General features: G+C 66.7%; 4 protein-coding genes. 3 read left to right on the top strand and 1 reads right to left on the bottom strand.

The genetic code is table 11. From position 1 onward, the window contains the following. Together purF and VDP82_RS13525 are read left to right on the top strand one after the other, a co-directional pair. The coding region (purF, locus tag VDP82_RS13530) for an amidophosphoribosyltransferase (protein ID WP_323015376.1) at window positions 1-1,383 on the top strand (1,383 nt) is incomplete at its 5' end. After that, window positions 1,383-2,117, top strand: a complete 735-nt coding sequence (locus VDP82_RS13525) for an SDR family NAD(P)-dependent oxidoreductase (protein ID WP_323015375.1) — start codon at window positions 1,383-1,385, stop codon at window positions 2,115-2,117. The genes purF and VDP82_RS13525, both read left to right, overlap by 1 nt. Before the next feature lie 125 nt (window positions 2,118-2,242). Here VDP82_RS13525 and VDP82_RS13520 read toward each other — a convergent pair whose 3' ends face one another. After that, entirely contained in the window at window positions 2,243-3,505 is a 1,263-nt protein-coding gene (locus VDP82_RS13520) for a hemolysin family protein (protein ID WP_323015374.1), read from the bottom strand. 214 nt (window positions 3,506-3,719) lie between these two features. On the opposite strand from VDP82_RS13520, the gene VDP82_RS13515 reads away from it, so the two are divergent. After that, window positions 3,720-5,009: an RsmB/NOP family class I SAM-dependent RNA methyltransferase gene (locus VDP82_RS13515; RefSeq protein WP_323015373.1), complete on the top strand. Its 1,290-nt coding sequence runs from the start codon at window positions 3,720-3,722 to the stop codon at window positions 5,007-5,009. Window positions 5,010-5,242 lie beyond the last annotated feature (233 nt).

The following is a 5,242-nucleotide window of genomic DNA, read 5'->3' as shown; positions in this document are numbered from 1 at the left end:
CTGGGCCTGCATGCCCTTCAGCATCGCGGGCAGGAAGCGGCGGGCATCGCCAGCTTCGACGGGCGCCAGTTCTACCAGGAAAAGCATATGGGGCTGGTGGGCGACCACTATACCAACCCCGCCGTGCTGGCCAAGCTCCCCGGTTCCATGACCATCGGCCACACCCGCTATTCCACCACCGGCGAGGTGGCGCTGCGCAATGTGCAGCCGCTTTTTGCCGAGCTGGAAGACGGCGGCATCGCCATTGCCCATAATGGCAATTTCACCAATGGGCTGACGCTGCGCCGCCAGATCATCGCCACCGGCGCCATCTGCCAGTCCACCTCCGATACAGAGGTGGTGCTCCACCTCATCGCCCGCTCGCGCCACGCCTCCACCACCGATCGCTTCATCGACGCCATCCGACAGATGGAAGGGGGCTACGCCATGCTGGCGATGACGCGCACAAAGCTCATCGCCGCGCGCGATCCGGTGGGCATCCGCCCGCTGGTCATGGGCGAATTGGACGGCAAGCCGATCTTCTGCTCGGAAACCTGCGCGCTCGACATCATCGGGGCCCGCTATATCCGCGACGTGGAGAATGGCGAGGTCATCATCTGCGAGATCCAGCCGGACGGCTCGATCAGCGTCGAGGAGCGCAAGCCGGCCCGCAAGGTGCCCGAGCGGCCGTGCCTGTTCGAATATGTCTATTTCGCCCGCCCCGATTCTATCGTCGCCGGGCGCAGCGTCTATTCGGCCCGCAAGCATATGGGCATCAACCTGGCCAAGGAGGCCCCGGTCGAGGCCGATGTGGTGGTGCCGGTGCCCGATGGCGGCACGCCGGCGGCCATCGGCTACGCCCAGCAGAGCGGCATTCCCTTCGAATTGGGCATTATCCGCAACCATTATGTGGGCCGCACCTTCATCGAGCCGACCCAGTCCATCCGCGCCTTCGGGGTCAAGCTCAAGCATTCGGCCAACCGCGCCGAAATCGCCGGCAAGCGCGTGGTGCTGATCGACGATTCCATCGTACGCGGCACCACTTCGGTCAAGATCGTGCAGATGATGCGCGATGCCGGGGCGACCGAGGTGCATATCCGCGTCGCCAGCCCGATGATCCACTATTCCGACTATTACGGCATCGACACGCCCGATCCCGAAAAGCTGCTGGCCAACCAGCATGCCGACCTGGATTCGATGTGCCGCTTCATCGGCGCCGATTCGCTGGCCTTCCTCTCCATCGACGGACTTTACGACGCGGTGGGCGGGCAGAAGCGCAATCCCGACGCGCCGCAATTCACCGACCATTATTTCACCGGCGACTATCCGACGCAGTTGACCGATCACAATGGGCGCACCAAGAACGAGCCGAAGAAGCTTTCGCTGCTCAAGGAGGCGGGCTGATGACCCAGCAACAGGATCTTGCCGGCAAGGTCGTTCTCGTCACCGGGGCCTCGCGGGGCATCGGCTATGCCGCGGCCCTCGAAGCGGCTCGGCGCGGCGCCCATGTGGTGGCCGTGGCGCGCACCGTGGGCGGGCTTGAAGAGCTCGACGATGAAATTCAGGACCTGGGTTCGTCGGCCACGCTGGTGCCGCTCGATTTGCGCGACGGCGATGCCATCGACCGGCTGGGCGCGGCCATTTTCGAGCGCTGGGGCGCGCTGGACGGGCTGGTGGCCAATGCCGGCCAGCTCGGCATATTGAGCCCCCTGCCCCATGTGAAGCCGGAAGATTTCGACAAGGTCTTCGCGATCAACGTCACCGCCAATTACCGGCTGTTGCGCGCCACCGACCTGCTGCTGCGCCAGTCCGCCGCCGGCCGCGCGGTCTTCGTGTCGTCGTCCTCGGCCCGCTCGGCCCGGCCCTTCTGGGGGCTCTATGCCGCCAGCAAGGCGGCGGTCGACGCCATGGCCAAGTCCTATGCCGGCGAAGTCGCCCAGACCAAGCTGCGGGTCAATGTCTTTTATCCCGGCGCCGTGCGCACCGCCATGCGGGCCAAGGCCATGCCCGGCGAAGATCCGGCGACCCTGCCGAGCCCCGCCGACATCGCTCCGCGCCTCATCGACATGCTCAGCCCCGACCTCACCGAAAACGGGCGGCTGTTCGACCTGGCCACGGGCAAGTTCGAGGATATTTGAGCTTTTTCCGGCAGTCCGCTGGCTGATTAAGCCTCCAAGACCGCCCCACCGTCATTGCCGGGCTTTCCACCGGGGGCAATCCACGGCTGCGCCGCGCCATGCCCCCGGTGGAAAGCCTGTGGCCCCTATTCCAGCCGCGTCATCAGCACCTTGTCGATGCGCCTTCCGTCGATATCGACCACTTCGAATTTCCAGCCATTATACTCGAAGGTCTCGCCCACCGCCGGCAGGCGGTTGATGATGGAGAGCACATAGCCGGCCACGGTCTCGAACTTGGCGTCGCGGGGGATGGAAACCTTCAGCGCGTCGCTGAATTCGTCCACCGGCATCCAGCCGGCCACCAGCCACGAGCCGTCCTCGCGCTGCACCAGCGCCGGGTCCTCCCCGGTTTCCTCCTGGAAGACACCGGTGATGACTTCGAGGATATCGCCCGAGGTGACGATGCCTTCGAAATGGCCGTATTCGTCCACCACCAGCGCCATGTGCACGGTGGAATTGCGGATGGCGCGCACCACGTCGAGCGCGTCGGCATGGTCCATCACCACCGGCACCGGGCGCACCAGCCGCGTAATATCGAGCGGCTGGCCATTGGCGAAGACGCCGATCAGGTCCTTGACCGCCACCACGCCGATGATGGAATCGGCGTCGCCATCGCGCACCAGCAGCCGCGAGCGGTGGCTGCTCAGGATGGCCTGGCGCATTTCGTCGGAATCGTCGGAAAGATCGAGCACTTCCACATCGAGCCGCGGCGTCATCAGCCCGCGGGCCGAGCGGTCGGCCAGGCGCATGACGCCGGCGATCATGGAATGCTCGTCGGTCTCGATCACCCCCGCCGTGGTCGCCTCGGCGATGATGGTCTTGACCTCCTCCTCGGTGACGCGCTCCTCCGATTCCCCGTTCTGGCCGAGGAGGCGCAGCACCAGCTTGCCGGAAAGATCGAGCACGAAGACGATGGGCGAGCCGATGGTGGCCAGCAGCTTCATCGGCCCGGCGACGCGCGAGGCCACCGCCTCGGCATCGCGCAGGGCGATCTGCTTGGGCACCAGTTCGCCGATGATGAGCGAGAGATAGGTGATGAGCACCACCACCCCGCCCACGCCCAGCACATTGGCGGCCCCGACATTGAGGCCGATGGAGATCAGCCATTCGGTGAGGCGCGTACCCAAGGTCGCGCCCGAGAAGGCGCCGGACAGGATGCCGACAAGCGTGATGCCGATCTGGACGGTGGAGAGGAATTTGCCGGGGTCTTCGGCCAGCGCGATGGCCGTGGCCGCGCCCCTGTTGCCCTGGTCGGCCATGGCGCGCAAGCGCGCAGGACGAGAGGAAACGACTGCCAGTTCCGACATAGCCAACAAGCCGTTGACGATTGTCAGGACGACGACGATCAATATTTCTGCGAACAACTTAGTGTCATGTGATGCGGCCCCGCAATCAGCATCGGGTCGCTTTAGCCGCGCCACTATAGGGGCAAATGCCGGGTTTGCGCCATGGGTGTGGAAAATATCTTGCCGCGCCCGGCTCCGGCCGCCCCGCCGCCGCTCTTGGAACGCGCCGCGATTGCGGCTATGGCTCGTTCCATCCTGTTTTGCCCCGAGTGTTCCCATGCGCCTTCCCGGTCGCCTTTCCGCCGCCATCGCCGTGCTGACCGACATGGAGACACGCAAGCGCCCGGTGTCCGAGGCGCTCAAGGCCTGGGGACTCAACAACCGCTTCGCCGGTGCCGGCGACCGCGCCGCCATCGGCAATCTGGTCTATGACGCGCTGCGCCGCCGCGCCTCCCATGCCGCCCTCATGGGCGCCGACACCCCGCGCGCGCTGGTGCTGGCCGTGGCGGTGCGCGACTGGGGCGAGGACCCGGCGGCCCTTGATGAGAGCTTTGCCGGCGATGCCCACGCCCCCACCCCGCTCAGTGCCGACGAGATGGCCCGCCTGATCGGGCAATTGCCCGACGACACGCCCGGTTTCGTGCTGGCCGACATGCCCGAATGGCTGGTGCCCAGCCTCGAACGCGCCTTTGGCGACAACTGGATTGCCGAGGGGCAGGACATGGCCGGCCGGCCTTCGCTCGATCTGCGCGTCAATCTGCTCAAGGCCGGGCGCGACCGGGTGATGAAGTCGCTGGCGCGCTTTCATCCGCGCGAGACGGCGATTTCGCCCATCGGCGTCACCATGCAAGCCGGGCCGCGCGATGCGCGCACCCCCAATGTCACCAGCGACGAGGGGTATCTCAAGGGCTGGTTCGAGGTGCAGGACCAGGGCAGCCAGATCGTGGCCGCGCTCGCCGGGGCCCGTCCGGGCGAGCAGGTGCTCGACCTGTGCGCCGGCGCCGGCGGCAAGACCCTGGCCTTGGCCGCCACCATGCTCAACAAGGGCCAGATCTTCGCCTTTGACAGCGACCGCACCCGCCTTGCGCCCATCTACGACCGGCTCAAGCGCAATGGCGTGCGCAATGTGCAGGTGCGCGCGCCCCAGCCGGGCGCGCTCGACGATCTCACCGGCAAAATGAACCGCGTCGTCATCGATGCGCCCTGCACCGGCACCGGCACCTGGCGCCGCCGCCCCGACACCAAGTGGAAGTTGACGCCCGAACTTCTGGCCCAGCGCCGCGCCGAACAGGCGGCCATCCTGGTCGAAGGCGCGCGCTATCTCAAGCCCGGCGGCGTGCTGGTCTACATCACCTGCTCCATTCTCCCCGAGGAGAATGACGACCAGATCGCCGCCTTCCGCGCCGCCCATTCCGGCTTTGCCCCGGTTCCTGCGCAGGACCTCTGGCAAGCCGCCTTCGGCGCCCCCCTCCCCGAAGCGCTTGAAACCGCCGAGGGCGGACTTGCGCTCACCCCCCGCCTCACCGGCACAGACGGGTTTTACGTGGCGGTGCTGAAGCGGGATTGAGGGCGCGAACACGCCCCCACCCCGTCATTGCCGGGCCTGTCTCGTCCATCCACGCTTCCGCCCGTGCCGCACTCTGCCTGGGTCTCCCCCATCTAGGGGGAGATGCTACCCCGTGGGCTGGGCAATATCGTGCCAGAAACGCGGAGCCACACCTCCCCCTTGATGGGGGAGGCTGGGAGGGGGTGGGGCCCCACCCCCCAATCCCCCCTTGAACCAATCCCCTCCCCGCGCGG

The organism is Devosia sp. (assembly GCF_034675085.1).
Taxonomy (GTDB): Bacteria; Pseudomonadota; Alphaproteobacteria; order Rhizobiales; family Devosiaceae; genus Devosia.
This window is presented reverse-complemented; position numbering and strand designations above follow the sequence as displayed.

Bases quoted from the DNA above. Each gene is read 5' to 3' on its own strand.
- VDP82_RS13525 (WP_323015375.1), top strand. From the start codon at position 1,383: ATGACCCAGCAACAGGATCTTGCCGGCAAGGTCGTTCTCGTCACCGGG.
- VDP82_RS13515 (WP_323015373.1), top strand. From the start codon at position 3,720: ATGCGCCTTCCCGGTCGCCTTTCCGCCGCCATCGCCGTGCTGACCGAC.